The 26,422-nt window shown below is 63.3% G+C and carries 18 protein-coding genes; 10 read left to right on the forward strand and 8 right to left on the reverse strand.

Going from position 1 to position 26,422, the window contains the following annotated elements; all coding sequences use genetic code 11:
• Positions 1-46: 46 nt before the first annotated feature.
• Positions 47-1,465: an FAD-linked oxidase C-terminal domain-containing protein gene (locus QCE73_RS02180; protein WP_309879598.1), complete on the reverse strand. Its 1,419-nt coding sequence runs from the start codon at positions 1,463-1,465 to the stop codon at positions 47-49.
• A gap of 251 nt (positions 1,466-1,716) precedes the next feature.
• Between QCE73_RS02180 and QCE73_RS02185 the strand changes: the two genes are divergently transcribed.
• A complete protein-coding gene (locus tag QCE73_RS02185; protein ID WP_309879599.1) occupies positions 1,717-2,280 on the forward strand; it encodes a cob(I)yrinic acid a,c-diamide adenosyltransferase in 564 nt (187 codons plus the stop codon).
• A 35-nt stretch (positions 2,281-2,315) separates the two neighbouring features.
• Positions 2,316-3,263: a hypothetical protein gene (locus QCE73_RS02190; RefSeq protein ID WP_309879600.1), complete on the forward strand. Its 948-nt coding sequence runs from the start codon at positions 2,316-2,318 to the stop codon at positions 3,261-3,263.
• A 70-nt stretch (positions 3,264-3,333) separates the two neighbouring features.
• Here the strand turns inward: QCE73_RS02190 and aroG are convergent, their stop codons facing one another.
• The 4 genes from aroG to QCE73_RS02210 form a co-directional block, all read right to left on the reverse strand.
• Positions 3,334-4,407: a 3-deoxy-7-phosphoheptulonate synthase AroG gene (aroG, locus tag QCE73_RS02195; RefSeq protein ID WP_035497731.1), complete on the reverse strand. Its 1,074-nt coding sequence runs from the start codon at positions 4,405-4,407 to the stop codon at positions 3,334-3,336.
• Between the two features lie 331 nt (positions 4,408-4,738).
• On the reverse strand, positions 4,739-6,205 hold the full coding sequence (gene tldD, locus QCE73_RS02200; RefSeq protein WP_035497732.1) for a metalloprotease TldD: 1,467 nt from the start codon (positions 6,203-6,205) through the stop codon (positions 4,739-4,741).
• 148 nt (positions 6,206-6,353) lie between these two features.
• A complete protein-coding gene (locus tag QCE73_RS02205) occupies positions 6,354-7,184 on the reverse strand; it encodes a carbon-nitrogen hydrolase family protein (RefSeq protein ID WP_035497733.1) in 831 nt (276 codons plus the stop codon).
• A gap of 68 nt (positions 7,185-7,252) precedes the next feature.
• The gene (locus QCE73_RS02210; RefSeq protein ID WP_035497734.1) at positions 7,253-11,542 is read right to left on the reverse strand and encodes a YhdP family protein; all 4,290 of its coding nucleotides are present in this window, start codon (positions 11,540-11,542) and stop codon (positions 7,253-7,255) included.
• 183 nt (positions 11,543-11,725) lie between these two features.
• On the opposite strand from QCE73_RS02210, the gene glnE reads away from it, so the two are divergent.
• Positions 11,726-14,518, forward strand: coding sequence for a bifunctional [glutamate--ammonia ligase]-adenylyl-L-tyrosine phosphorylase/[glutamate--ammonia-ligase] adenylyltransferase (glnE, locus tag QCE73_RS02215; protein ID WP_309879602.1), 2,793 nt, complete (start codon positions 11,726-11,728; stop codon positions 14,516-14,518).
• 9 nt (positions 14,519-14,527) lie between these two features.
• On the opposite strand, the gene recN is transcribed toward glnE, so the two are convergent.
• Together recN and QCE73_RS02225 are read right to left on the reverse strand one after the other, a co-directional pair.
• Positions 14,528-16,180 (reverse strand): DNA repair protein RecN, encoded by a 1,653-nt coding sequence (recN, locus tag QCE73_RS02220; protein WP_309879603.1) that lies wholly within the window; start codon positions 16,178-16,180, stop codon positions 14,528-14,530.
• 31 nt (positions 16,181-16,211) lie between these two features.
• The gene (locus QCE73_RS02225; protein WP_035497738.1) at positions 16,212-17,108 is read right to left on the reverse strand and encodes an NAD kinase; all 897 of its coding nucleotides are present in this window, start codon (positions 17,106-17,108) and stop codon (positions 16,212-16,214) included.
• Positions 17,109-17,293: 185 nt separating this feature from the next.
• On the opposite strand from QCE73_RS02225, the gene hrcA reads away from it, so the two are divergent.
• From hrcA to QCE73_RS02240, 3 genes are all read left to right on the forward strand, one after another.
• Positions 17,294-18,310, forward strand: a complete 1,017-nt coding sequence (gene hrcA / locus QCE73_RS02230; RefSeq protein ID WP_035497740.1) for a heat-inducible transcriptional repressor HrcA — start codon at positions 17,294-17,296, stop codon at positions 18,308-18,310.
• Positions 18,311-18,433: 123 nt separating this feature from the next.
• Entirely contained in the window at positions 18,434-19,501 is a 1,068-nt protein-coding gene (gene hemH, locus QCE73_RS02235) for a ferrochelatase (protein WP_035497742.1), read from the forward strand.
• A gap of 25 nt (positions 19,502-19,526) precedes the next feature.
• Entirely contained in the window at positions 19,527-19,934 is a 408-nt protein-coding gene (locus tag QCE73_RS02240; protein WP_035497744.1) for an RNA-binding S4 domain-containing protein, read from the forward strand.
• Here the strand turns inward: QCE73_RS02240 and QCE73_RS02245 are convergent.
• Positions 19,906-20,067 (reverse strand): hypothetical protein, encoded by a 162-nt coding sequence (locus QCE73_RS02245; RefSeq protein WP_181291003.1) that lies wholly within the window; start codon positions 20,065-20,067, stop codon positions 19,906-19,908. The genes QCE73_RS02240 and QCE73_RS02245 overlap by 29 nt on opposite strands.
• Before the next feature lie 361 nt (positions 20,068-20,428).
• Here QCE73_RS02245 and grpE point away from each other — a divergent pair, with 361 nt between their 5' ends.
• From grpE to pabB, 4 genes are all read left to right on the forward strand, one after another.
• Positions 20,429-21,019 carry a nucleotide exchange factor GrpE gene (gene grpE, locus QCE73_RS02250; RefSeq protein ID WP_238209780.1) on the forward strand — a complete coding sequence of 197 codons (591 nt, stop codon included), beginning with the start codon at positions 20,429-20,431 and terminating at the stop codon, positions 21,017-21,019.
• 249 nt (positions 21,020-21,268) lie between these two features.
• Complete coding sequence (gene dnaK / locus QCE73_RS02255; RefSeq protein WP_035497748.1) at positions 21,269-23,224, forward strand: molecular chaperone DnaK; 1,956 nt, start codon at positions 21,269-21,271, stop codon at positions 23,222-23,224.
• 236 nt (positions 23,225-23,460) lie between these two features.
• Complete coding sequence (dnaJ, locus tag QCE73_RS02260; RefSeq protein ID WP_035497750.1) at positions 23,461-24,597, forward strand: molecular chaperone DnaJ; 1,137 nt, start codon at positions 23,461-23,463, stop codon at positions 24,595-24,597.
• A gap of 37 nt (positions 24,598-24,634) precedes the next feature.
• Positions 24,635-26,422, forward strand: a complete 1,788-nt coding sequence (gene pabB, locus QCE73_RS02265) for an aminodeoxychorismate synthase component I (RefSeq protein WP_309879604.1) — start codon at positions 24,635-24,637, stop codon at positions 26,420-26,422.

Here is a 26,422-nt window from a genome sequence, read left to right on the forward strand (position 1 = left end):
CGCGCTTATTTGATGCTTGTTGATGCTTGCATCTTGCGCGACTTCGTCAGCCTTCGAAAGCGAAGATTTTCCCCGGGTTCATCAGGTTTTTCGGATCGAGCGCCTGTTTGATGGCGCGCATGGTCGCGATGGCGTCTGCGCCATGCTCATCGATCAGGAAGCCCATCTTGTGCAGCCCGACACCGTGTTCGCCGGTGCAGGTGCCGCCCATCGCGAGCGCGCGTCCGACGATGCGTCGATTGATGCGCTCCGCTTCTTCCAGCTCTTCGGGCTTCTCGGGATCGAGCAGCATCGCGACGTGGAAGTTGCCGTCGCCGACGTGCCCGACGATCGGGCTCGGCAAGTACGAGCCTCGCAGATCCTTTTCCGTTTCCTCGACACATTCGGCGAGACGCGAGATCGGCACGCAGACGTCGGTGGTGACGGCGCGGCAGCCGGGCTTCAGTTGCAGCATCGCGAAGTAGGCCGAATGGCGCGCGTTCCAGAGACGGCTGCGGTCTTCGGGGCGCGTCGCCCATTCGAAGTCCTCGCCCTTGTTCTCCGCGACGATGTCCTGCACGGTCTGCGCCTGTTCCTTGACGCCGGATTCGGTGCCGTGAAATTCGAAGAACAGCATCGGCGATTCGCGCAGCGTCAGATTCGAGTGACGGTTGATCGCGCGCACGGCGAGCTTGTCGACGAACTCGACGCGCGCGATCGGCACGCCCATCTGAATGGTTTCGATGACGGCGCGCACGGCGTCTCCCATCGACGGAAATGCGCACACGGCCGCTGAAATCGCCTCGGGCTGCGGATAGAGCCGCACCGTGATTTCGGTGATGACGCCGAGCGTGCCTTCGGAGCCTACGAAAAGACGCGTGAGGTCATAGCCCGCCGACGATTTGCGTGCGCGCGTGCCGGTCTTGATGACGCGGCCATCGGCGAGCACGACGGTGAGCCCGAGGACGTTCTCGCGCATCGTGCCGTAGCGCACGGCGTTGGTGCCGGAGGCGCGCGTCGCGGACATGCCGCCGATGCTCGCATCCGCGCCCGGATCGATCGGGAAAAAGAGGCCCGTGTCTTTGAGCGCTTCGTTCAGTTGCTTGCGGGAGATGCCGGGTTGCACCGTGACCGTGAGGTCTTCGGCGTTGATCGCGACGATCTGGTTCATCTCGGACAGATCGATGGAGACGCCGCCCTGGACGGCGAGCAAGTGCCCTTCGAGCGAGGAGCCGTTGCCGTAGGGGATGATCGGGACGCCGTGTTCGGCGCAGAGCTTCACGATGGTCTGCACTTCATCGGTGCTGCGCGCGAAGACGACGGCGTCGGGAAGTTGCGGATCGAACGGCGATTCGTCTCGGCCGTGATGTTCTCTGACTGCTTGCGCTGTGGAGACGCGGTCGGCGAATTGCTGCTTCAGCGCTTCGAGAAGCGCGGCGGGGAAGGGGCGTTTTGCGAGCGCCTGATGCTCGGTGGGGTGGTTCACAAGTGTCTCCGGGCGGTGCGGATTTGTGTTCTTGATTGCGCGCTTGGTATGAGCGTTGCGGCTTTTCGCGTGATGCCTTTGCGACTGGTCGCTTTTGCCCAGGCTTGCGATCGGCGCGAAAGCCGTACGGTGTTTATCTCATTTTACGCCGTCGGGGGGAAGGTCGGCGGGGCGGGGTTTTTGAGGCGTTTTGGGCGCGTGGGTCTGCCTATAATGGGTCGGGTTTTTGTCTGCTTATCAGGGAGTCAGCGATGGGTAACCGCTTGAGCAAGATCACCACGCGTACCGGCGACGATGGAACGACAGGATTGGGCGATGGAAGCCGCGTTTCGAAAGACGATGCGCGGATTGCCGCGATCGGGGATGTGGATGAGTTGAATTCGTGTATCGGCGTGCTTTTGTGTGAACCGATGCCTTCGGATATTCGCGATGCGTTGACGCGGATTCAGAATGATTTGTTTGATCTGGGTGGTGAGTTGTCGATTCCGGGGCATTCGATGATTCAGGAGGCGCATCTTGCACGGCTCGATGCGTGGCTCGCAGAGTACAACGCGACGCTGCCGCCGCTCAAAGAGTTTATTTTGCCGGGCGGGTCTAGGGCGGCCGCGCTGGCGCATGTCGCAAGGACTGTTTGTCGGAGGGCGGAAAGGGCGATCGTGGCGCTGGGGCGTGTAGAGACCGCGGGAGTTAATGAGGCGCCGCGGAGGTATGTGAATCGGTTGTCGGATTTGATGTTCGTGTTATCCCGCGTACTAAATCGCGTTGATGGTGGCGCTGACGTTCTATGGGACTCGCCGAGAGGGTCTAATGCTTAACGATATGCACCCGGCGCCTCATTGATATTGCCACCGTGCTTACAGAAATCCCAACCTCCGACGACTTTGAAGTTGTCGGCATGCAATTACTCAATGTCGCTTGGGACGCAGCCGCTACGCTCGTTTGCGACTTTGACATGCTCGACTATCGAGAGGTTGAAAAAGACCCAAAAAACTCCGCCTACTGGAAAGCGGCCAAGATTCAATTATCCACCGGGCTAACCATTGCGCAACAGGGAAGTGAGTTTTTGCTAAAAGCACGCATTGCGAAAGCGGGAGTTCATTTCTTGCTTGGAGTGGGAAAAAATAAATGTACGCAAGAATACACTAGAAAATCGAGGGCATTTTCAGAATTTAGAACCGTTGATGCCCAGGATCTCATCAAAATATATCGCGCTGTATGCGATGAATCCCTTGACAACGAATTTGCGCAGGCATATGAACGATTGCGTCGACAACGAAATTCTCTTATTCACAGTGCCGGTAGTCGTTTATCGATCTTGGCGTCTGATTTGATGTGCATCGTCTTGTCCATCAACCAGCATTTAGGAAGGGAGGAAAATTGGGTGAAGGTCAGGCGTGACTACCTTCACAGTACTCCGGTTGCTCTTATGAACCCTGAGACTTACGCGGATTATCGGTTAGTCGGCGAATTTGGCGCCGTACGCGATCTGCTCACTTCAGCCCAGATAAAAACCTACTTTGCGTTCGACAAGAGGCGTAGAAACTATCTCTGCCCGTGCTGCGTGTTTGGCGGAGTGTACGGTTACGACGAACGCGAACCCAGGACAGCGATGCTTGAGCCGAACAAGCACGACTCGGAAACTGTGTGGTGCTTCGTCTGCGATGAAACTCAGAACGTCGAACGGATTGCCTGTGCATCATTAGAATGTAAAGGAAACGTTCTGTCGTATGAATGGGGACGCTGCCTCACTTGCGGAACGGAAGCGTCTTGCGCATCCGTTCCTCGCCCGCGCTCATAGATCGCAAAGCCCATCACCTGTTCCGCCGTCGGAATAAGCGGTCGCGGCTCGATGCGACCGCTTACTGATTTTAATTACCCCCGCCGCGTACTACTCGCCTCTGCTTAACGGCTTCTGCCAATCCCTCAAGCACCTTCACACTCTCATCCCACCCAATACAAGCATCAGTAACGCTCTGCCCGTACGTCAACTCGCACCCTTCCTTCAAATCCTGCCGCCCCGCAACAAGATGCGACTCCACCATCACCCCCACGATCCGCTCATCCCCAGCGGCGAGTTGCTTGCCAATATCCTCACAAACCGGAATCTGATTCTCGTGCTTCTTCGAGCTGTTGGCGTGGCTCGCGTCAATCATTAACCGCGCGGCAAGACCAGCCTTCCCGATATCGCTACAAGCAGCATCGACACTCGCCGCATCGTAATTGGGCGCTTTACCGCCGCGCAAAATGATATGGCAATCCTCATTTCCCGCGGTAGAAACAATCGCCGAGTGCCCGCCTTTAGTAACCGAGAGAAAATGATGCGGCTGCGACGCCGCCTTGATCGCATCGACAGCGATCTTCACATTCCCATCAGTGCCATTCTTGAATCCCACCGGACAAGACAAGCCGGAAGCAAGCTCGCGGTGCACTTGAGATTCGGTAGTGCGCGCCCCAATCGCCCCCCAGGAAATCAGATCGGCGATGTATTGCGGACTGATCATGTCGAGATACTCGGTGCCAGCGGGAAGCCCAAGCTCGTTGATATGCATGAGCAACTCTCGCGCGGCCCGCAACCCGTCATTGATCTTGAAGCTGTTATCCATATACGGATCGTTGATGAGCCCCTTCCATCCAACGGTCGTCCGCGGCTTTTCGAAATACACCCGCATCACGATCTCCAGCTCGCCCGCGAAACGCTTGCGCTGCTCGATCAGCTTCCTGGCATATTCAAGCGCCGCGCGAGGATCATGAATCGAGCAAGGCCCGATGATCACGATCAACCGGTCATCCATCCCGTGAAGAATGCGATGCATCGACTGTCGCGCGTTGTAGATGAGCTCCGAAACCGGCTCGGCGCAGGGGAATTCGCGGATCAGATGCGCGGGCGGCGTCAGCTCTTTCAACTCGCGGATACGAACATCATCGGTATTGTGCGGGGGCATGTCGGTTCTCCAACGGCAGCGTTCTAATCAAACTATGAGACGAAAAAAAACCGCCAGGCTTGCTGGCGGTTTTTTCGGGAATTCGGTCTGTTCAACCTGTGTACGACTCACCCCTCTCGATCCGCCAGCGGCTTGAGATGCCAAAAGAAATAAAAATAAAACTTGGCGGACATGATGGATCGAAGGTGTGTCGAAAAAGTTGTGACTGCTTTTATAACCGCAAACGCACGGCGCTGACAACCCTGCAACTACAAAAACGCGGACAATCCGCATCGGGCAGCGCGGCGCCGCCGCAAATAACCCCGCCCGATGCGGAAAACCCGCATCGAAATCACACCGTCCCGCCGACCGTCATTTTCTCGATACGCAACGTCGGCTGACCGACGCCCACCGGCACGCTCTGGCCTTCCTTGCCGCACACGCCCACGCCGCTATCGAGCGACATGTCGTTGCCGATCATCGTCACGTACTTGAGCGATTCGGGCCCGCTGCCGATCAGCGTCGCGCCCTTCACCGGATACGTGATCTTGCCGTTCTCGATCATGTACGCCTCGGACGCCGAGAACACGAACTTGCCGTTGGTGATATCGACCTGACCGCCACCGAAATTCACCGCGTACAAGCCATTCTTCACCGACGCGAGAATCTCCTGCGGGTCCTTGTCGCCGTTGAGCATGTACGTGTTCGTCATGCGCGGCATCGGCAGCGCGGCGTACGATTCGCGGCGCGCGTTGCCCGTCACCGGCATCTTCATCAGACGCGCGTTGAGCGAATCCTGGATGTAGCCCTTCAGGATGCCGTCCTCGATCAGCGTCGTGCACTGCGTCGGGTTGCCTTCGTCGTCGATGTTGAGCGAGCCGCGCCGATTCGGCAGCGTGCCGTCATCGACCACCGTGACGCCCTTCGCCGCCACCTGCTCGCCGATCATGCCCGCGAACGCCGACGATCCCTTGCGGTTGAAATCGCCTTCGAGTCCGTGTCCGACCGCCTCGTGCAGCAGCACGCCCGGCCAGCCCGGCCCAAGCACGACGGTCATCGCGCCTGCCGGGGCAGGGCGCGCTTCGAGGTTGACGAGCGCGGCGTGCACGGCATCGTCGACGTATTTGTTCAGGATGGCATCGGTGAAATAGCCATAGTCGAAACGTCCGCCGCCGCCGCCCGAGCCGATTTCGCGCCGGCCGTTCTGCTCGGCGATCACCGTAACGGATACGCGCACGAGCGGTCGTACGTCCGCCGCGAGCGCGCCATCGCTGCGCGCGACCAGCACGACGTCATACTCGCCGGCGAGACCGGCCATCACCTGCGTGATGCGCGGGTCTTTGCCGCGCGCCATCTGCTCGACGCGCTCCAGCAATTTGACCTTGGCGTTCGCATCGAGCGAATGCAAGGGATCGGCGGGCAGATACAGATCGCGCCCCGACACGCCCGTGAGCGTGCTCGCCGGCTTGATCTTGTGTTTGCCGCCGCCGGCTTTGGCGATTGCGCGCGTCGCGATTGCGGCCTGACGGATCGATTCGGGCGACAGGTCGTCCGAATACGCGAACGCCGTGCGCTCGCCCGACACGGCGCGCACGCCGACGCCCTGATCGATGCTGAAGCTGCCCGATTTGACGATACCTTCTTCGAGACTCCACGCTTCGCTGCGCGTGGACTGGAAATAGAGGTCCGCGTAATCGACACGATGCGTGAAGATTTCCGCGAGCGTGCGGGTGATCAGTCCTTCGTCGAGGCCGTAGGGCGTGAGCAAAACGTCCTTCGCCGTGACCAGATTCCGAATGCCGGGTTCGATGATGTTCATGCGGTGCCTATTGCGTGTTCTGTGACGAGTTCGATGATATTTCAGACGAATTGCAGACTATTCTACGGTCTGATCCAGTCGCTTCATGTGCGGGGAGAAACCCGCGTCTTCAAGTCATCAGTCGAGTTGATCCGAGTAAGCCGCGCGATCACCCGATCACGCGATGTCGATAAGCCGGCAAGCTCTGCCGCACGGCTGCGATGCGTTGCAAATCGATGCCGCCGATCACGACGCCCGGCCCTTCGTCCCGAACGTCGACGATTTCGCCCCACGGATCGATCAGCATGCTGTGACCCCACGTGCGGCGTCCGTTCTCGTGATTGCCGCCCTGCGCCGCGGCGAGCACATAGCATTGATTCTCGACGGCGCGCGCCTTGAGCAGTGTTTCCCAGTGCGCACGGCCCGTCGTGTAAGTGAACGCGGAAGGCACGACCATCAGCGCGCAGTCGCCGAGCTTTCGGTACAGCTCCGGAAAGCGCAGGTCGTAGCACACCGACAATCCCACGCGTCCGAACGGCGCGTCGAAGGTCCGCACTTCGCTGCCCGGACAGATGGTGCGCGCTTCGTCGAACGATTCCTCGCCCTTTTCGAAATTGAACAGATGAATCTTGTCGTAGCGCGCGACCTGCGTGCCGCTCGGATCGAAGACGAGCGTCGTGTTCAGCACGCGGTTCTCTTCGGGCGAGCGCAGCGGCAGCGTCCCGCCGATGATCCACACGCGATGCTCGCGGGCCGCATCGGACAGAAATTGCTGGATCGGACCCGAGCCGGGCGTTTCGCGGATCGCGAGCTTGTCGGTGTCCTTGAAGCCCATGTAGCAGAAATATTCGGGCAGCAGCACCAGTTGCGCGCCGCCGCGTGCGGCTTCGGCGATGAGGCGGCCGGCGTCGGCAAGATTGCGGTCGCGGTCCGGCGTGCTGACCATCTGGAGCGCGGCGACCTGAAACGGGGCCGCGCTTTCGCTCGATCTTTCGCTCATGTCTCTATGCGCTGGTAGAAAAAAGGGGACGAAAACGGCGTCGCCGGGGCGGATGCAAACGCCCGTTTTCAGCGGGCAGCGGACGGAACCACGGCGGCGGCGGGTGTTTCGATCTTACCCTGATCGCCATTGAGCCGCTTAACGACGGGTTTGCTCCACGAGCCGGTGATCGAATAGTCGAGCGCGAAAGCTTTCTGAATCGATGCCGACAGCGCGATGTCCGCCGCGAGCACGCCGAGGCCGAGCAGCGGATTAATCACCGCCGCGCCGATCGCCGCCGCGCCCGCGCCGACCGTCGGCACCACCTTCACGTGAAGATCCTGCGTCTGCTTCGGCATATCGACGATGCCTTGCATCTGCACCCGCGCGGGCGACGTGACCATCAGGAAGTCGTCCGTGCGGCTGATGCCGTCGACGATCTTCGCATTGCCCGTGATCTTCTCGAACGGCAGCCCCTTGCCGACGACATCCTCGAAGTGCAGCGTCAGCAGATTGGCGAGACTGCGCAGACTGAAGATACCGAGCCACTTCGCCGCGCCCGGCGCGCGCAGGATCTGGCCGTGACGCAGATCGACGGCGACGTTGCCATCGAGCGTATTCACATCGACGGCAGTCGGACCGCCGTTCCAGCCCGCGTGACCCGAGACCGTGCCGCTGCCCGAATTGACGACATGCGGCGCGCCGAAACGATCGATCAACTGTCCGCCGTTCTTCACATCGAGCTTGAAATCGAGCGACGTGCGGCGCGGGATCGCGTCTTCCGTGTCTGCCTTCAAGACGCCGCCCGGCAGCGTGCGCCACGTCGCGTTCGCCGTGAGCGTCGCGTCGGGGTTGATGAGTTCGAGCTTGTCGAGCGTCCAGATCGGTTCGTCGGCGATGACCTCGTTGTGCGCGTCGACTTCGAGCCGACCGAGACTGTGACCGCGAAACACGAGCTCGTTCACGATGAGATCGATCGTCGGCACATTGCGCGGCGGCTTCCTGATGACCGGGCCGACGGTATCGCCCGCCATCTTCTCCGGAATCACGACCTTCGCGAAACGCCCTTGCAGGGTGCCGGGGCTGTCTCTCGTCGCGCCCGGCGTCCAGGCGACATCGCCCGACACCTGATCCGATGCGATGTTCGCCTGCCACTTGCGATCCGCTCCGCTCGCGCCGATCGCGATGTTCTCCCAGCGTCGGTCGAGCAGCTTGAGGGTCGTGAAGTGGATGGCGGCGCGCGTCGGAATGAACTGCTTGACGTTCTCGCTCATCGGCGGGCGCGGCGCGTTCGCGGCGGCCGCGGCTTCCGGTGTCGCGGTGCTGGCGGCGCTGATGTCGGCGAAGGTCTTGCGCCATGCGTCGGCATCGAGTTCGTTCAGATCGGCGTCCACGCTGACGCCCTCGGCCGGCAAATCGGCGGACTTGTTCACGCCGATCGCGCCGCGCACGACTTTCAGACGCGCGCGCATGTTCATCGGCTCGGCGGCGTTCTGCGGATCGATCTTGACCTGCGCGCGGCCGATCTGCTGGAGCACGTAATGCGCCGCCACCGGCCCGAAGCTCAACTTCGCGTCGTGCAGATCCGACGCGCTGCCCGGCGAGGGCTGGAAGGTGAAGGAGAAGGGCATCGGCGTGCCCTGCGCCTTGCCGAACGGCGCGGGCAGATCGATGCCGAGCCCCGTCAGATCCGAGTTCGCCTGCACGTTCGGCAGCGCGTTCTTCACGCCGTGCACGTGCAGCTCGTACGGCGCGGCGCCGTTGATGCGCTTCATGAATTCCGCGACCTGCGGCGTGATCCGCCGGTTGAGCCGCGTGGCGGCATCCGCGCCGATGCGCCCGTTGACGTCGATCGCATAGCTGCCGTCGGGCTGCACGCCGCCTTTCGCGCGCACGTCGCCGCCGAGCAGTTGCGCGGTCAGGCCGTCGAGCGTCACGGTCTTCGCGGCGAAGTCGGCGCGGCCGCGCAGATGCGTGAGCGGCGGCAGATTGCCGTATGTGACTTCGTTGTCGGCGAAGGTGATCGAGCCTTTGTAGTCGGGCTTGAGCGGCGGCAGCGGCGCGGGCGGACGATAGCGCGGAATGCCGAGCGTGAGCGCGAGCGACGCGTCTCCTTTGGCGTCGATCTTGCGCGTCGCGTGCTTCGCCATCAGGCCGAGCGAGCTGTCGTCGACGTATTGCAGCATGTCGGCGAGCGGGCCGCGCGCGTGACCGTCGATCCACAGCTTGGTCTCGCGATTGCCCGTATCGTCGATGCGCCCGACGACCTTCGAGACCTTCACGTTGCGGTAATGCCCCTTGTCGATATCGAAGCCGAGCTTGTTCTGCGCGAGCGTGAACGTGCCGTCGATGCCCTCGAACGCCGGCCAAAAGTTCGGCAGCCCGTTGGCCATCTTGCGCGGCGGAAACGGCGTCGGGTCGAACTTGCCGCCGGTGAACGGCGCGTTGATGCGGAAGATGCCCGCGTCGGGAAATTTCGCGTAGGGAAAGCGCGTGAGATCGCCGTGCACTTCGATCGTCCCGTTCTTCGCGACGCCCGCCTGCAGCGCATGGCCGAGATAGACGCGCACGCGCTCGTTCAGGCTCGTCGGCAGATAGCGCACGAGGCTCGTCACCTTCAGATGCGCGACCTTCGCCTTCAGATCGAGATTGCCGCGTCCGTGGCCCTGGTTCCAGTAGTCGGCGGTGGCTTCGCCTTCGGCGTCGGCGTTCTTGACGCGCAGCCGGTCGATATGGATCGTGAAGGCGCGGCGCAATTCGCCCGGCGCGATGGCGTCCGCGACCGTCCAGTGCGCGTTGCCCTGCAGCGAGTCGAAGGTGAGACGCGGATCGTCGAACGCGCCGGGAATGATGACGGCCGCGTTCTTCGTGTCGATCGTGATCCTGCCTTCCTTCTCGTTGGCGTCGACGCTGCCCCACAGATTCTCGACGCCCGGAATGCCCGCACGCGGATGGTTGTTGATCGTGAGGCCGGGCGGCGGCTCCTGCGCCTGCACACTCAGGCCTTCGAGATCGCCCTTGAACGCGTAATGCAGCAGCGGCGCGTCGCCCTTGGTGCGCTGTTGCTGCGCTTCTTCCTCGGTCTTCGGCGCGGCGCGCTCGGTGAAGATCGTGTAGTTCGCCACCTGGCCGCGCGGATTGAAGCGCACGAGCTCGTTGAGCACCCTCGCCGGCACCGGCAGCGCGCGCACGAATTCCGCGAGGATGCCGATATCGACGGAATCGCCCGTCAACCGCACCAGTTGCCCCTTGCCGGCGCTTGGCGGCCGGAACGTGCCCGTCAGCGAGCGCGACACGAGCAGGCGCGCGACCGGCGTGCCGTCATCGAGCGGCGGCTGGCCGAGCTCCGCATGAAGGTCGCGCAGATTCAGCGTGTACTCGGTGTCTTTCTTCTCGATGCTCCAGCCGAAGCGCGCGATCGGCAGATCGAGACGCGGCTGCGTCGCGCGCACGCGCAGCGCCACGTTCGCGCCAGTCAGTTCGCCGGTCGCGTTCTGCAACTGGCCACCCGCGAAGTTCAGCCAGATCTGGTTGTTGATGCGCCCGCCGTACATCTGGAACGGCAGCTTCACGTAGCGCGCGAGCATCGGCAGATCGACCGGGCCCGTCGACATGTAGAGACGGCCGGTCCAGTTCGCGGGCGCGCCCATCGCGGAGAAAGGCTGATGACGGAAGTCCGCGCGAAAGTCGAGCGGGCCGTGCAGCACGTCGCCGTCGGCGGGCGCCTTGAGCGCGAGCCGATGGCGCGTGCCGTCGTTGAGGATCGCGAGATTCAGGCGCTTGAACGCGATCTCGGGCGCCGAGCGTTGCGCGTCGCGCCAGCGCAGCGTGCCGTCGCGCAGAAGGATGCGGTCCTGGCCGAGCAGCCAGGTCGTGAACGCGTTCGAGCCGGTGCGATGCGTGGGCAGCGGCACGCCCGCGACGGACAGCCCGCCGTCCGCATTGCGCGCGATGATCACGTCGGGACCATCGACGGTCAGGTCCGCGAGCTTGGGCCGCAGATGCAGCAGCGACGCCCACGCGATGCTCGCGCTCGCGTGCGGCACGGCGAGACCCGGCGAGCCATCGGCGGCATCGATGCTCAGATTGTCGATATCGAGTGTCGGCGAAAGCCCGGACCATCGCGCGGAAATCCTGCCGATATGCAATTGCGCGTGGATCTTCGACGAGACGAGCTGCTCGATGCGCGGCCGGAACGAATCGACCTGCGGCATGACGACATAGCGCAGGCCGACATACACGCCCGCGACCACGAAATACGCGATGGCCGCGACGACGAGAATGATTTTGAAGACGCGTGAAAGCACGCGCTCGGCGTTGCCGCTGGGCTTGGCTTGTCCAACTTCGTTCGGGTCGACGGATCGTCTGCTGTCGGACATGCTGCGGCTGTCGGGCGATATGGTAGTTTTGCGTGTTTGACGCTGAAATGTAACACGGGCATCGCGGGGATGGCCGCGGCCCGTGCACTCGTGGATGCTCGCAAAGCCGCGCCCGGCAAGACTCGCGGCGCGTTGCATGAAGTGCGATGTCTTACCGGAAGCAATGAGCGAACCCAACCTTTCATGACCGACGCCACTCTTCTCAGTTCCGACTATTCCAACTATGCGGCGCGCGCGTATGCGGCGCGGCCCGAACTGGCGTCGAATGTCGCGCAGTGGGCGCGCTCGCGCATCACGCGCGAATGGATCGAAGCGCGCCTCGATGCGCACTGCACGCCATGCACCGAAAACGGCGTGCTCGACGAAGCCGCGCTCAAGACCGCGCTGCGGCGTCTTCGAACCGACGTGTTCTGTACGGTGATGGAGCGCGATCTCGCCGGCGCGGCCGACGTCGCCGAAGTCACCGGCGCGATGACCGATCTCGCCGAAGTCACCGTGCAGCGTGCGCTCGCGGTGTTGTCGGCGGATCTCGAAGCGCTCTTCGGCGAGCCGCGCGGACCGGACGGCGAGCGGCTGACGCTCGGCGTCGTCGGCATGGGCAAGCTCGGCGGGCGCGAGCTGAACGCATCGTCGGACATCGACCTGATCTTCGTTTATGAAGAGGACGGCGAGACCTCGGGCGGCACGCGCTCCGCACTCCCGACGCAGGAATTCTTCACACGGCTCGGCAAACGTCTGATCGGCGCGCTCGCGGAGATCACGCAGGACGGCTACGTGTTCCGCGTCGATATGCGGCTGCGGCCCAATGGCGATTCCGGCCCGCTCGTGTGCAGCCTCGGCATGCTCGAAGAGTATTTCTACGTGCAGGGCCGCGAGTGGGAGCGCTACGCGTGGATCAAGGGGCGGCTCGTTTCGGAGACGCAGAGCGATTCCGCGAAGCGCCTCGCGAAGCAGCTCGAAGCGATCGCGACGCCGTTCATCTACCGGCGCTATCTCGACTACGGCGTGATCGCGGCGATCCGCTCGCTGCATCAGCAGATTCGGCAGGAAGCGCGGCGGCGCGCGTCGATGCGTCCCGACAAGGCCGACGACATCAAGCTCGGACGCGGCGGCATCCGCGAGATCGAGTTCAGCGCGCAGGTATTCCAGTTGATTCGCGGCGGCCAGGCAGCGGATTTCCGCATTCGTCCGACGCTCGCGGTCCTCGACCGCGCCGCCGCCAACGGCCTGCTCGCGCCCAATGTCTGCGAGGCACTGTCCGACGCGTATCTGTTCCTGCGCACGGTCGAGCATCGGCTGCAATATCGCAACGACGCGCAAACGCACGCGATGCCCGTCGCGGACGACGAGCGCACGTTGCTCGCCAAGTCGCTCGGCTTCGTGGACTATGCCGCGCTGATGGACAAGCTCGACGCGCATCGCGAGCTCGTCGAGCAGCAGTTCGATGCGATCTTCGCCGACAAGGTGAGCGGGCAGGGCGGCTGCGGCGTCTCGGAAGATTCGGCGGCGTCGTGGATCTGGAGCAGCGCGCTCGCCGACGACTCCGCGCAGGAAGAGCTCGCCGCGCGTCTCGCGGAACTCGGCTTCGCGGACCCCGCGCCGGTGCTTTCGCGTCTGACGGGCGTGTGGAATTCGGCGCGTTATGCCGGCTTGCCGTCGCAGAGCCGGGAGCGCTTCGACATCGTCGCGCAGCGGGCGCTCGAAGCCGTGCAGTCGATCGATGCGGGCAAGCGCGGCGACATCATCGTGCGTCTGTTCGATCTGCTCGATGCCATCGGCAGACGCGGCGCGTATCTCGCGCTGCTGACCGAATATCCGGCGGCGCTGGAGCGCGTGCTGTCGGTGCTATCGGGTTCGCGCTGGGCGGCGGGCTATCTGATCCGCCATCCGCAGTTGCTCGACGAATTGCTCGACGACGAAGCCATCGCCAGCCCGTTCGACTGGTCCGAGTTCAAGCGTTCGCTGATCGCGCGGCTCGACGCCGCCGAGGACGTCGAACATCAGATGGATCTGCTGCGTCATGCGCATCAGGCCGAAGTTTTTCGCATTCTGCTGATCGATCTCGCCGGTCATCTGAGCGTCGAGCATGTGAGCGACCGTCTCTCGGAACTCGCCGACGCCGTGCTCGACGTGACCGTGCGCACCGTGTGGAAGCAGTTCCCGAAACGGCATCGCGAGACGCCGCGCTTTTCGGTCATCGCGTATGGGAAGCTGGGCGGCAAGGAACTGGGCTACGCGTCGGATCTCGATCTCATCTTCCTTTACGACGATGACGACGACGCCGCCTCCGACATCTACGCGATGTTCACGCGCCGCCTCATCACGTGGCTCACCGCGGCGACGGGCGCGGGCACGCTGTTCGATGTCGATTTGCGCCTGCGCCCGAACGGCGAATCCGGCCTGCTCGTGACCGACCTCGCAACGTTTCGCCGCTATCAGATTCGCGAGGGCGACGCGGCGAACACCGCGTGGGTCTGGGAGCATCAGGCGCTTTCGCGCGCACGTTACAGCGCGGGCGACGCGGAAATCGGCGCGGAGTTCGAGAAGATTCGCGCCGACGTGCTCGTCATGGAGCGCGACGCCGCCGCACTGGCACGCGAGATCGCGTCGATGCGCCAGCGCGTCGCGGACGGCCATCCGAATCGCAGCGAGCTGTTCGACCTGAAGCACGATCGCGGCGGCATGGTCGATATCGAGTTCATCGTGCAGTACTGGGTGCTGCTGCATACGCGTGAGCATCGCGCGTTTCTACGCAACGCGGGCAACATCACGCTGCTCAAGATCGCCGCGCAAAGCGGATTGATCGCCGAAGATCAGGCCGATGTGATCGGCGCGGCTTACCGGCACTACCGCAAGCTTCAGCACACGCTGCGGCTCGACGGCATGGAGAAAGCGCGCGTCGATCCGGCCGAGGTTCAGGCCGAACGCGACGCGGTAACAGCGTTGTGGAATCGGGTGTTCGCCGTGGCGGGCTGAGCCCGGCGTTCAGGCGGCCAGCATTTCCTTCGCGTGCTTGCGCGTGGTCGCGGTGATTTCGAGGCCACCGAGCATTCGCGCCACTTCCTCGACGCGCCTGCTTTTGTCGAGCGGCGTCACCGTGCTCACGGTGCCGCCGGCATCGTCGGGCGATTTCGCGACCTGGAAATGCTGATCGCCGCGCGCGGCCACTTGCGGCAAATGCGTGACGCACAGCACCTGACGGTCGCGCCCGAGTTGATGCAGCAGACGCCCGACGACTTCCGCGACACCGCCGCCGATGCCCGTGTCCACTTCGTCGAAGATGAGCGTGGGCGTCGGGCTCGCGGTGCTCGCGATCACGGCGAGCGCGAGGCTGATGCGCGCCAGTTCGCCGCCCGACGCGACTTTTGCGAGCGGCCGCAACGCGACGCCCGCGTGACCGGCGACGCGGAACTCGATCTGCTCCAGCCCGTTCGCACCGCCCTCCGCGAGCGGCACGAGCGCGACGTCGAAGCTGCCGCCCGCCATCGACAATTCCTGCATGCCGGCAGTGACCGCGTTCGACAGATGCTTCGCGGCCTTTGCGCGCGCTTTCGACAGCACTTTGGCCTGCGCCAGATATTCGGTTTTCGCTTTCTCCGCTACGGCGTTGAGCGCGTCGAGATCGGCGGCGGCATCGAGATCGGCGAGTTGTTGGCGGCGCGCTTCGTGTTCTTCGGGCAGCGTCTCGGGCTGAAGGCGGAACTTGCGCGCCGTCGAGTGCAGTTGATCCATGCGCCTTTCGACTTGCGCGAGCCGGTCGGGATCGAGTTCGAGCCGCTGCGCGTAGTGCGACAGCGAATACGACGCCTCCTGCAACTGGATTTCCGCCGGTTCGAGCGACGCGAGCACGTCGTTCAGCGCGGGGTCGATATCGGCGAGACTGCGCACCTTCGAGATGATCGTGCCGAGCTGCGAGATCATCGCTTCGTCCGATTCGGAGAGCGCGCCGAGTGCGCCCTGCACGCCGTCGATGAGACTTGCCGAATGCGACAGCCGATGATGCTCCGCGCTCACTTCTTCCCATTCACCCGGTTGCGGCGCGAGTTTGTCGAATTCGCTCAGTTGCCACGCGAGACGCTCGCGTTCCAGTTGCAGTTCGCGGTCGCGAGTTTGCGCGGTCTCGACGGCCTGTTGCGCATCGCGCATGGCGCGCCACGCGCGATTCACCGCGCCGGCGGTATCGAGCAACTGCGCGTGCGTGTCAAAGAGTTCGCGTTGCGCGTCGGGACGCATCAGCAACTGATGCGCGTGCTGCCCGTGAATGTCGACGAGCATTTCGCCCACTTCGCGAAGCTGCGCGAGCGTCGCTGGCGTGCCGTTGATGAACGCGCGCGAGCGGCCGCCCGAATCGATCACCCGGCGCAGCATGACCGAGTCGCTGTCTTGCGACAACGCGTGCTCGTCCAGCCAGCGCGTGACCTGAGGATGCGTGCCGAATTCGGCGGTGATATCCGCGCGCGCCTGGCCCGTGCGCACGACGCTCGCCTCGCCGCGCGCGCCGAGCGTGAGTGCGAGGGCATCGATCAGGATCGACTTGCCCGCGCCGGTTTCTCCCGAAAAGACCGTGAAACCTGGATCGAAATCGATGTCCAGCGTGGCGACGATGACGAAATCTCGAATGGAAAGATGACGGAGCATGGACGCTTCGGGGAAGGGGAATTCGGGAAGTTCAGAGAGAAGAGGCGTCCTGCGACGGATGCTCGTTCCAGTGCAGCTTCTTGCGCAACGTCGCGTAGCTGCTGTAACCGACCGGATGCAGCACCGGCACCGTATGCTTCGAGCGCCGCACTTCGATCGCGTCGTTCAGTTCGACGGCGGTGAACGACTGCATGTCGAAATTCACGTTGACGTCCCGCCCGCCGATGATCTGGATCGTCACCTTCGAATCGTCGGGCAGCACGATCGGACGGTTCGACAGCGAATGCGGCGCGATCGGCACGAGCACGAAGCCCTGCAACTGCGGATGAAGGATCGGCCCCGCCGACGACAGCGCGTAGGCGGTCGAGCCCGTAGGCGTCGCGACGATCAGGCCGTCCGAGCGCTGGTTGTACATGAAGTGGCCGTCCACCGACACGCGCAGTTCCGCCATGCCGGAGAAGCCGCTGCGATTCACCACGACGTCGTTGAACGCCAGCGCGTGATAGATCGGCTTGTCGTCGCGCATGATGCGCGCTTCGAGCAGGCTGCGCTCCTCGCGCTCGAACTGCCCGGCGAGCATCTGCGGAATGATCTCCTGCATCGCCTTCAACGGAATGTCCGTGATGAAGCCGAGCCGCCCGTGATTCACGCCGATGAGCGGCGTCTTGTACGGCGCGAGCTGCCGGCCGATGCCGAGCATGGTGCCGTCGCCGCCGAGCACGATCGCGACGTCCGCGCGCGCGCCCATCTCCGCGATGGAGAGCGCCGGAAACTCCGTCACCTCGACATCTTTCGCGGTGCCCGCCTCGAACACGACCTCGAAGCCTTGCTGCGCCAGAAGACCGGCGAGCGATCTCAGCGGCGCCTCGATGCCCGGCGTGTTGGTGCGCCCCACGAGGGCGACGGTCTTGAATTGGCCAATTTCCATGCCGGCATTACACCATAGTCAGAGAGCGAAAAGAACCGCGGGCGATGGCGGACGAGCGTGCTGCGACGGGACCGCAAGACGCCGCACGGCACGCCCGTCGTTTATCGCTAGAATGGAGCGGACGTTGAACGCAGCGCACACGGCGCGGCTCGCCGCCCTCCGACTCGTTGAGCTAAAATTTCCCCATGCTAGACCCACGTGCACAAACCCTCCTGAAAACGTTGATCGAGCGCTACATCGCCGAAGGTCAGCCGGTCGGTTCGCGCACGTTATCACGCCATTCCGGTCTCGAACTGAGCCCCGCGACGATCCGCAACGTGATGTCGGATCTCGAGGAGCTCGGCCTCGTCTCGAGCCCGCATACGTCGGCGGGACGCATTCCCACGCCGCGCGGCTACCGGCTCTTCGTCGATACGATGCTGACTGTAGAAGCGCCGCAAGATGAAGCCATGACCACCGCGGTCAAGACCCGGCTGCAGGGCGAGGAGCCGCAGAAAATCGTCGCGGCGGCGGCGAGCGTGCTGTCCAGTCTGTCGTCGTTCGCGGGTGTCGTGCTCACGCCGCGCCGCAGCCACATGTTCAAGCAGATCGAGTTCATGCGGCTGTCGGACAAGCGCATCCTGCTCATCATCGTGACGCCCGAAGGCGACGTCCAGAACCGCATGATGGCGACGCAGCGCGACTACTCGCCCTCGCAGCTCGTCGAAGCGTCCAATTACATCAACGCGCATTTCGCGGGCCTGTCCTTCGACGAAGTGCGCCGCCGTCTGCGCGAGGAAATCGACCAGTTGCGCGGCGACATGACCACGCTCATGCAGGCGGCCGTGGTCGCGAGCACCGCCGAGACGGACCCTATGGACACCGTGCTCATTTCCGGCGAGCGCAATCTGCTCGAAGTGGCGGACCTTTCGTCCGACATGGCGCGGCTGCGCAAGCTTTTCGATTTGTTCGACCAAAAGACGAGCCTCCTGCAATTGCTGGATGTATCGAGCCACGCGCAAGGCGTGCAAATCTTTATCGGCGGCGAGAGCAATCTCGTGCCGATCGAGGAAATGAGCGTCGTGACAGCGCCGTACGAGGTCAACGGGAAGATCGTCGGCACGCTCGGCGTGATCGGCCCGACGCGCATGGCGTATAACCGCGTGATTCCGATCGTGGACATCACCGCGCGCCTGCTCTCGATGTCACTCAGTCATCAGTGACGCCATCTTGGCGCGGCACGCAAGGTCGCGCCACTAGGCCGTTCGGCCAATGATGCCCGCTTAAGCCCGCCGCTATAATGGTTCTCAACTTTTAGACGACCACTCTTCCGGCCTGCTTGCCCTATGCGTTTCGACCTCGAGTTGCCCTCGCAGCCCAGCGCTTCGCATCGCGTCGCGGTGCTGCTGATCAATCTCGGCACGCCGGACGCGCCCACGCCGCGGGCGGTGCGCAAGTATCTGGCGCAGTTTCTGTCCGATCCGCGCGTCGTCGAAATTCCGTCGCTCGTGTGGCAGGTCATTCTGCGCGCGCTGATCCTGCCGTTTCGCGGACGCGCGTCGGCCAGGAAATATGCGCAAGTGTGGATGCCCGAAGGCTCGCCGCTGCGCGTGCATACGGAAAAGCAGGTCGAGGGTCTGCGGCGGCTGTTCGCGGCGAACGACTATCACGTGATCGTCGACTATGCGATGCGCTATGGGTCGCCCGGCATCGGCGCGATGCTGAATCAGTTGAAGCTCGAAGGCGCCGATCGCATTCTTCTCTTGCCGATGTATCCGCAATACTCGTCGTCCACGACAGCCACCGCGTTCGACGATGCCTTCGCCGCGCTCAAGCGCGTGCGCAATCAGCCGGAAATCCGCACGATCCGCCATTACGCGGATCATCCCGCGTATATCGGCGCGCTTGCCGAACAAGTGCGCGATTATTGGCGGCATCACGGCCAGCCGGATTTCGCCGCGGGCGACAAGCTCGTCCTGAGCTTTCACGGCGTGCCGAAACGCACGATGGATCTCGGCGACCCGTATCACGACCAGTGTCAGTCGACCGGCTCCCTGCTCACGGCCGCGCTCGGGCTCACGCCGGTGGAATGCCGCGTCACGTTCCAGTCACGCTTCGGCCGCGCGGAGTGGCTTCAGCCGTACACCGCGCCGACGGTCACGGAACTCGGCGCGGGCGGCGTCGCGCGCGTGGACGTGTTCTGTCCCGGCTTCACGGCGGATTGTCTGGAAACGATCGAGGAAATCGGCATCGAGGTGCGCGACGAATTTCTGAAGGCCGGCGGCAGGCATTTCCACCGGATTCCCTGTCTGAACGCGACGCCCGCGTGGATCAAGGGGCTCGGCGAAATCGCCGCGCAGCATCTGCAGGGGTGGCCCGTACAGACCGTGCAGCCGCTTTCCGCGGTGGCCTGAGCACGGCTTTTTCAAGCATTCACCCATGAACTACAAGATTTCGACGGAACCTGGCGCGCGTTTGCGCATCGATAAGTGGCTCTGGGCGGCGCGTTTCTTCAAGACGCGTTCGCTCGCGAGCGATGCGGTGGAAAAGGGCCGTGTGACGATCGGCGGGGCGAACGTGAAGCCGTCGAAGGACGTGCGTGTCGGCGATATCGTCGAGATCGATATCGAGCGGCTCGTGTGGCAGGTCGAAGTGCGCGGGCTATGCGACGTGCGCGGCCCGGCGACGGTCGCGCAGACGCTCTATGCGGAAACCGAGGAAGGCCGGGCGAAGCGCACGGCCGAAGCCGAGCGTCGCAGGACGTTCCGCGAACCCGCAGCCGGCTTGCAGGGCAGGCCGACGAAGCGCGACCGGCGGACTATCGACAAATTTTCTCGTTCGGATTGAAGTAGCTTTCGATGGTCGCGTGAACGCCACCGTACTCGGTGTTACGGTCCGTCACGACGCCGGACATGCAGATGGTGGTCGTTCCCGCGACGAGTACCAGGGCGACCACCGCGATAGCAAAGGTCAGTTTCATGGTATCCCCGGAGAACGGGTTGCCCGGTCAGAAAGCGGCCGGTTCAGGAAACGGGCAAGGGCTGTAAGCGGATTGAAGCATTTCGTAGGATTAGGGTAAACGTGCGTCCTGCGGTGCTTGATTGAAGTGTAGGCGAGTCAGGGCTTTCCCTCAATCTGAAATTGCGCGCTGCGGCGAAGTGTGGGTTACCGGCCATTTCGGCGCCATCGGAGCGCTTGAATTGGTCCGAAAAATTCGCGCAATAGCCTTGAAAATGCCTTCGACGCCCCAATTTCCGCCGCTAGTGCGAAAAACGCGTTCCGGACTGCGCTCCGCCGCTTTCGCAACCGATTCAACTCAACAGCAATAGATATTGAGCGACATGGAAAACACGCAAGAGAATTCAGCGAGCCAGAACCCGACGCCCGCCGACGAGAACGCGCGCCAGGCCGCAGACACCACCAGCACGGCGCAGGCCGCGCCGGCAGAAGCGGCTGCCACGCCGCAAGCTGCGCCGAACGAGGCCGAGGCCGCGCTGGCCGAAGCGCAGGCCACCATCGCGGCGCTCAAGGAAGACTTCCTGCGCGCCAAGGCCGAGACGGAAAACGTCCGCCGCCGCAGCCAGGAAGACGTCGCGAAGGCGCATAAATTCGCCATCGAAAATTTCGCGGAGAACCTGCTGCCGGTGCTCGACAGCCTCGAAGCCGCGCTCGCCGACCAGTCGTCGGATCTCGCCAAGGTTCGCGAAGGCGTCGAACTGACGCTGCGTCAGCTCACCGGCGCGTTGGAGAAGGGCCGCGTCATCGCGTTGAATCCTGTCGGCGAGAAATTCGATCCGCATCGCCATCAGGCCATTTCGATGGTTCCGGCCGAGCAGGATCCGAACACCGTCGTCACGGTGCTGCAAAAGGGCTATGTGATCGCGGATCGCGTGCTGCGTCCGGCGCTCGTGACCGTCGCCGCGCCGAAGTAATGCGCAGCCGGTGCGCCGTCGTTCCGGCCGCCTTCGCGGTCTTCGACAGCGCACCGAAAGATCGGCGTCGCACGAAAAAAGTTATAGACCTCATCGTGTTCAGGGTCTTGAAATCGAAACCGGCGCTCTTATCTTGCGTACAGGTATGAATTTTGGGCGTTCGGCCCGGTAAATCGGCAAAAGCCGGCGTCAGGCACGACACACCGCCGCCGCAACGCCACTGCGATCAAAGCTAGGAGAGTATAAAAAATGGGCAGAATCATCGGCATCGACCTCGGCACCACGAATTCGTGCGTGGCGCTGATGGAAGGCAATCAGGTCAAGGTCATCGAGAATTCGGAAGGCGCGCGCACGACGCCGTCGATCATCGCGTACATGGATGACAACGAAATTCTCGTCGGCGCGCCTGCCAAGCGTCAGTCGGTCACCAATCCGCGCAACACGCTGTACGCGGTCAAGCGTTTGATCGGCCGCCGCTTCGAAGAGAAGGAAGTGCAGAAGGACATCAATCTGATGCCCTACAAGATCGTCAAGCACGACAACGGCGACGCATGGGTCGAGGCGCACGGCAAGAACCTCGCGCCGTCGCAGGTTTCCGCCGAAGTGCTGCGCAAGATGAAGAAGACCGCCGAGGACTACCTCGGTGAGCCGGTCACGGAAGCCGTGATCACGGTACCGGCGTACTTCAACGACAGTCAGCGTCAGGCAACCAAGGACGCGGGCCGCATCGCCGGTCTGGAAGTGAAGCGCATCATCAACGAGCCGACGGCAGCCGCGCTCGCGTTCGGTCTGGACAAGGCCGAAAAGGGCGACCGCAAGATCGCCGTGTTCGACTTGGGCGGCGGCACGTTCGATATCTCGATCATCGAGATCGCGGACGTGGACGGCGAAATGCAGTTCGAAGTGTTGTCGACGAACGGCGACACGTTCCTCGGCGGTGAAGACTTCGACCAGCGCATCATCGATTACATCATCGGCGAGTTCAAGAAGGAACAGGGCGTCGACCTGAGCAAGGACGTGCTCGCGCTGCAGCGCCTGAAAGAAGCCGCTGAAAAGGCGAAGATCGAACTGTCGTCCACCGCGCAGACCGACATCAACCTGCCGTACATCACGGCGGACGCGTCGGGTCCGAAGCACTTGAACCTCAAGTTCACGCGTGCAAAGCTCGAAGCGCTCGTCGAAGAACTGATCGAGCGCACGATCGAACCGTGTCGCATCGCGATCAAGGATGCGGGCGTGAAGGTCGGCGACATCGACGACGTGATTCTCGTCGGCGGCATGACGCGTATGCCGAAGGTGCAGGAAAAGGTGAAGGAGTTCTTCGGCAAGGATCCGCGCCGTGACGTGAACCCGGACGAAGCCGTGGCCGTTGGCGCCGCGATTCAGGGCCAGGTTCTGTCGGGCGACCGCAAGGACGTTCTGCTGCTCGACGTGACGCCTTTGTCGCTCGGCATCGAGACGCTCGGCGGCGTGATGACGAAGATGATCAACAAGAACACGACGATCCCGACGAAGCACTCGCAAGTGTATTCGACGGCCGACGACAACCAGGGCGCCGTGACGATCAAGGTGTTCCAGGGCGAGCGTGAAATGGCCGTGGGCAACAAGCTGCTCGGCGAGTTCAACCTCGAAGGCATTCCGCCCGCACCGCGCGGCACGCCGCAGATCGAAGTGACCTTCGACATCGACGCGAACGGCATTCTGCACGTGGGCGCGAAGGACAAGGCGACGGGCAAGGAAAACAAGATCACCATCAAGGCGAACTCGGGTCTGACGGACGCGGAAATCGACAAGATGGTGAAGGACGCCGAAGCCAACGCCGAGGAAGATCACAAGCTGCGCGAGCTGGCCGATGCCCGCAACCAGGGCGACGCGCTGGTCCACAGCACGAAGAAGGCCGTCGCCGAATACGGCGACAAGGTCGACGCTTCGGAGAAGGAAAAGATCGAAGCGGCGCTGAAGGACCTCGAAGAAACGCTGAAGAGCAATTCGAGCGACAAGGCCACGATCGAAGCGAAGGTCGAGGCGCTGGCTCAAGCCTCGCAGAAGCTCGGCGAAAAGATGTACGCCGACATGCAGGCGCAGCAAGGCGCGGCGAGCGCGGCGGCTGGTGCGGCAGGCGCGGGCGCATCGGCGGATGCGGGCGCGAGCCAGCACCACGACGATGTCGTCGACGCCGACTTCAAGGAAGTGAAGAAGGACTAAGCCGCAAGGGCGCGGGAGTGGCAACGCTCGCGCGCCTTTCGGTGGCACCACCGGGACGCGTCACGCGTCTTACGTGTAACGCGCCTGGCGAGCCTCACGGCTCTCCGGGCACGTTGTTTTTTCAGAGGCGTCTTGATTTAGGCGAGGCGCGCGAAGTTTTACGCGCGAGTCGAAGCAACGGACTCGCAGCATCTGACAGGAACCGTCGCGGGTAAGCGCGGCGGCATCGAACCGACATGGCGAAACGGGATTACTACGACGTTCTGGGCGTCGCGAAAAACGCGAGCGACGACGAGATCAAGAAGGCGTATCGCAAGCTCGCGATGAAGTATCACCCTGACCGCAATCCGGACAACAAGAAGGCGGAAGAGAATTTCAAGGAGGCGAAGGAAGCCTACGAAATGCTCTCCGACCAGCAGAAGCGGGCCGCGTACGATCAGTACGGCCACGCGGGCGTCGATCCGAACATGGCGGGCGCGGGCGCGCAAGGTTTCGGCGGTTTCGCCGATGCCTTCGGCGATATCTTCGGCGACATCTTCGGACAGGCCGCGGGCGGCGCTGCTCGCGGCGGACGCGGCGGACCGCAGGTGTATCGCGGCGCGGACCTGCGCTACAGCATGGAGATCACGCTCGAACAGGCGGCGCACGGTTACGACACGCAGATCCGCGTGCCGAGCTGGGTGAACTGCAACGTCTGTCACGGCTCGGGCGCGAAGCCGGGCACCAAGCCGGAAACCTGCCCGACCTGTCACGGCCAGGGCCAGGTGCGCATGTCGCAGGGCTTTTTCAGCATCCAGCAGACGTGCCCGAAGTGTCACGGCAGCGGCAGCTACATCCCCGATCCGTGCGCGAACTGCCACGGCGCGGGCAAAGTGAAGGAAACGAAGACGCTGGAAGTGAAGATTCCGGCGGGCATCGACGACGGCATGCGCATCCGCTCGGCGGGCAACGGCGAGCCGGGCATCAACGGCGGCCCGAACGGCGACTTGTACGTGGAAATCCACATCAAGCAGCACACGGTGTTTGAGCGCGACGGCGACGACCTGCACTGCCAGATGCCGATCCAGTTCACGACCGCGGCGCTGGGCGGCGAGATCGAAGTGCCTACGCTGGCGGGCCGCGCGAGCTTCACGGTGCCGGAAGGCACGCAGTCGGGCAAGACGTTCCGGCTGCGCGGCAAGGGCATCAAGGGCTTGCGTTCGAGCATCGCCGGCGATCTCTACGTGCATGTGCAGGTGGAAACGCCGGTCAAGCTCACGGAGCAGCAGCGCGATCTGCTGAAGCAGTTCGAAAAGTCGCTGGAGCAGGGCGGCGCGCGGCATAGTCCGCAAAGCAAGAGCTGGTTCGACCGCGTGAAGAGCTTCTTCGACTGATGCGGTTGAGTGCGGTGTACGTCGTGCGAGCATGACGATGAAAACCGAAGAGCGCAGCGCGGTGTTCGCGCTGCTCGACGATTGCGATGCGACCGCCGAAAGGCGGTCGAGTCGTTTGTACACGGACTTCGCGCACGAACGCGTGTGCGTGGATGCGCGTGAGCTCGACGCGGTCTGCGGCGAGATCGAGCGCGATCTGCGAGGCGGTCTTCATGCGGTCGTCGTCGCGGATTACGAGTTCGGGCGCAATCTCCAGTTCGGCAGCATCGGACGCGGCGACGATCATGCGCTGCGCGTGCTCATGTTCCGCGAGTGCGCGTGGCTTTCGCGCGATGAAGTCGACGCATGGCTCGCGTCCGAAGGCGATGACCTGACGGCAGGCGTCGCGGGCATCGAAGCGAGCGTTACGCGCGATGAATTCGACACGTCGATCGCCGCCGTGCAGGACGCGTTGCGCGAAGGCGAGTCGTATCAGATCAACTACACGTTCCGGCTGAACTTCGACGTGTTCGGCGCGCCGCTCGCGCTGTATCGGCGATTGCGCGAGCGGCAGGCCGTGCATTACGGCGCGTTGATCGCGTTGCCGGATGGCAGATCGGTCGTGTCGTGCTCGCCGGAATTGTTCGTCGAAAAGCAGGGCGATCTGCTGCGCGCCCGGCCGATGAAAGGCACCGCGCCGCGCGACGCCGATCCCGAGGCGCTGCGCCACGATCCGAAGAATCGCGCCGAGAACGTGATGATCGTCGATCTGCTGCGCAACGACATGTCGCGCGTGGCGGTCACGGGTTCGGTGAATGTGCCCGTGCTGTTTTCGGTCGAGCCTTACGCGTCGGTGTGGCAGATGACATCGACGATCGAAGCGCGCGTGATTCCCGGCACCTCGTTCGCGGGAATCGTGCGCGCGCTCTTTCCGTGCGGCTCGATCACCGGCGCGCCGAAGTATCGGACGATGCAGCTGATCGACGAAATCGAGAGCACGCCGCGCGGCCTCTATACGGGCGCGATCGGCTGGCTGGATGCAAGCGGCGATTTCTGCATGTCGGTGGCGATTCGCACGATCGTCGTCGATGCCGCGGGCAGGCGTGGCGTGCTCGGCATCGGCGCGGGCATCGTGCTCGATAGCGTCGCCGCCGACGAATACGAGGAGTGTCTGTTGAAAGCACGCTTCCTGACCGGCGCGGACCCCGGCTTCGAGCTTTTCGAGACTATCTATGCGACGCGCGATGAAGGCGTTCGCCACTACGCGCACCACGTCGCGCGATTGAAGGCGAGCGCCGCGTATCTCGGCTTTGCGTTCGACGAGTCCACGCTCTCGGCTCAAATCGAGCAGCATTGTGCGGGATTCGACGCGGGCAAACCGTATCGTATGCGCATCGCGCTGGACAAGAGCGGACGCATCGCGATCACGAGCGCGCCGCTCGCACCGTTGCCGTCGGATACCGTGGATGTGTTGCTCGCATCCGATCGCGGCTTCGCGCCGCAGTCGTCCGGCGATCCGCTGCTGCGTCACAAGACGACGCGCCGCGCCGACTACGATCGCGCATGGAAAGCCGCAGAAGCCGAAGGCGCCTTCGACATGTTGTTCGTCAACGAACGCGGCGAGCTGACCGAAGGCGGCCGTTCCAGCGTCTTCGTGAAGATCGGCGGCCGGTGGTTCACGCCGCCCATCGACGCCGGCGTGTTGCCGGGCGTGATGCGCGCCGTGCTCATCGAAGAACTCGGCGCCGCCGAACGCACGCTGACGATGGACGACTTGCAGCAGGCCGAAGACCTGCTCATCAGCAACGCATTACGCAGCGGCGTGAAGGCAAGACTTCGGCGCTGA

The organism is Caballeronia sp. LZ029, from assembly GCF_031451275.1.
Taxonomy (GTDB): Bacteria; Pseudomonadota; Gammaproteobacteria; order Burkholderiales; family Burkholderiaceae; genus Caballeronia; species Caballeronia jiangsuensis.

Bases quoted from the DNA above. Each gene is read 5' to 3' on its own strand.
- QCE73_RS02225 (WP_035497738.1), bottom strand. From the start codon at position 17,108: ATGGAAATTGGCCAATTCAAGACCGTCGCCCTCGTGGGGCGCACCAAC.
- recN (WP_309879603.1), bottom strand. From the start codon at position 16,180: ATGCTCCGTCATCTTTCCATTCGAGATTTCGTCATCGTCGCCACGCTG.
- QCE73_RS02210 (WP_035497734.1), bottom strand. From the start codon at position 11,542: ATGTCCGACAGCAGACGATCCGTCGACCCGAACGAAGTTGGACAAGCC.
- dnaJ (WP_035497750.1), top strand. From the start codon at position 23,461: ATGGCGAAACGGGATTACTACGACGTTCTGGGCGTCGCGAAAAACGCG.
- tldD (WP_035497732.1), bottom strand. From the start codon at position 6,205: ATGAACATCATCGAACCCGGCATTCGGAATCTGGTCACGGCGAAGGAC.
- QCE73_RS02185 (WP_309879599.1), top strand. From the start codon at position 1,717: ATGGGTAACCGCTTGAGCAAGATCACCACGCGTACCGGCGACGATGGA.
- QCE73_RS02240 (WP_035497744.1), top strand. From the start codon at position 19,527: ATGAACTACAAGATTTCGACGGAACCTGGCGCGCGTTTGCGCATCGAT.
- hrcA (WP_035497740.1), top strand. From the start codon at position 17,294: ATGCTAGACCCACGTGCACAAACCCTCCTGAAAACGTTGATCGAGCGC.
- grpE (WP_238209780.1), top strand. From the start codon at position 20,429: ATGGAAAACACGCAAGAGAATTCAGCGAGCCAGAACCCGACGCCCGCC.
- glnE (WP_309879602.1), top strand. From the start codon at position 11,726: ATGACCGACGCCACTCTTCTCAGTTCCGACTATTCCAACTATGCGGCG.
- dnaK (WP_035497748.1), top strand. From the start codon at position 21,269: ATGGGCAGAATCATCGGCATCGACCTCGGCACCACGAATTCGTGCGTG.
- aroG (WP_035497731.1), bottom strand. From the start codon at position 4,407: ATGCCCCCGCACAATACCGATGATGTTCGTATCCGCGAGTTGAAAGAG.
- hemH (WP_035497742.1), top strand. From the start codon at position 18,434: ATGCGTTTCGACCTCGAGTTGCCCTCGCAGCCCAGCGCTTCGCATCGC.
- QCE73_RS02205 (WP_035497733.1), bottom strand. From the start codon at position 7,184: ATGAGCGAAAGATCGAGCGAAAGCGCGGCCCCGTTTCAGGTCGCCGCG.
- pabB (WP_309879604.1), top strand. From the start codon at position 24,635: ATGAAAACCGAAGAGCGCAGCGCGGTGTTCGCGCTGCTCGACGATTGC.
- QCE73_RS02245 (WP_181291003.1), bottom strand. From the start codon at position 20,067: ATGAAACTGACCTTTGCTATCGCGGTGGTCGCCCTGGTACTCGTCGCG.